Raw genomic sequence first — 811 nt, 5'->3', positions numbered from 1 at the left:
TGACCTGCCACTGAACTGTCATCCAGCTGCGATTAGAGCCTCGACCGTTTTTGTTACGCCTTGTGGCGCGGGTTGAGCAACCGGCGGAGGCGCGGAGCCTTCGATTAGCGCAGCGTCGGAGCCGGTTGCGGTGATGACCTCGGCATAGGCTGCCGGGGTCTGGTATCCGAGCGAGGAATGTGGCCTGGCGGTGTTGAAGTCCTCCCTCCATTCGGCGATGGCACTGCGGGCGTGATCCAGGCCGAAGAAAAGGCTCTCGTTCAGGAGCTCATCGCGCATCCGTCCATTGAATGACTCGACATAGCCGTTCTGCATCGGCTTGCCCGGCGCGATGTAGTGCCATTCCACCCGATGATCCTTCGCCCAGGCGAGAATGGCGTTCGAGGTGAACTCGGTGCCGTGGTCGGATACGATCATGCCGGGCTTGCCGCGGTGGGCGATCAGTTCCGTCAGTTCACGCGCCACCCGGCGGCCGGAAATCGACGTGTCCGGGATCGCCGCCAGGCATTCGCGCGTCACGTCGTCGACGATGTTGAGCACCCGGAACCGCCGGCCGCAGGCGAACTGGTCATGGACGAAATCCAGCGACCAGCGCGCGTTCGGCTTTGCCTCGACCAGGATCGGCGACCGCGTGCCGACCGCTCGCCGCCTTGCCCGGCGCTTGCGCACCGTCAGGCCCTCCTCGCGGTAGAGCCGATAGATGCGGTTGACCCCAGATGCCTCGCCCTCGCGCCTGAGCAGGATGAACAGCCGCCGGTAGCCGAAGCGTCGGCGCTCGTTGGCGAGGTCACGCAGCCGACCACGCAGCTCC

General features: G+C 65.4%; 1 protein-coding gene. It reads right to left on the bottom strand.

Annotated elements, in window-relative coordinates:
- Nucleotides 1–18 precede the first annotated feature (18 nt).
- Nucleotides 19–811: IS3 family transposase (locus NKI49_RS33225; protein ID WP_352695946.1), on the bottom strand; the 793-nt coding region annotated here is incomplete at its 5' end.

The sequence above is a fragment of the Mesorhizobium sp. M0587 genome (genome assembly GCF_040320945.1).
GTDB lineage: Bacteria > Pseudomonadota > Alphaproteobacteria > Rhizobiales > Rhizobiaceae > Mesorhizobium.
Note: the sequence above shows the minus strand (reverse complement) of the source record. Positions and strands in the feature narration are given on the sequence as shown.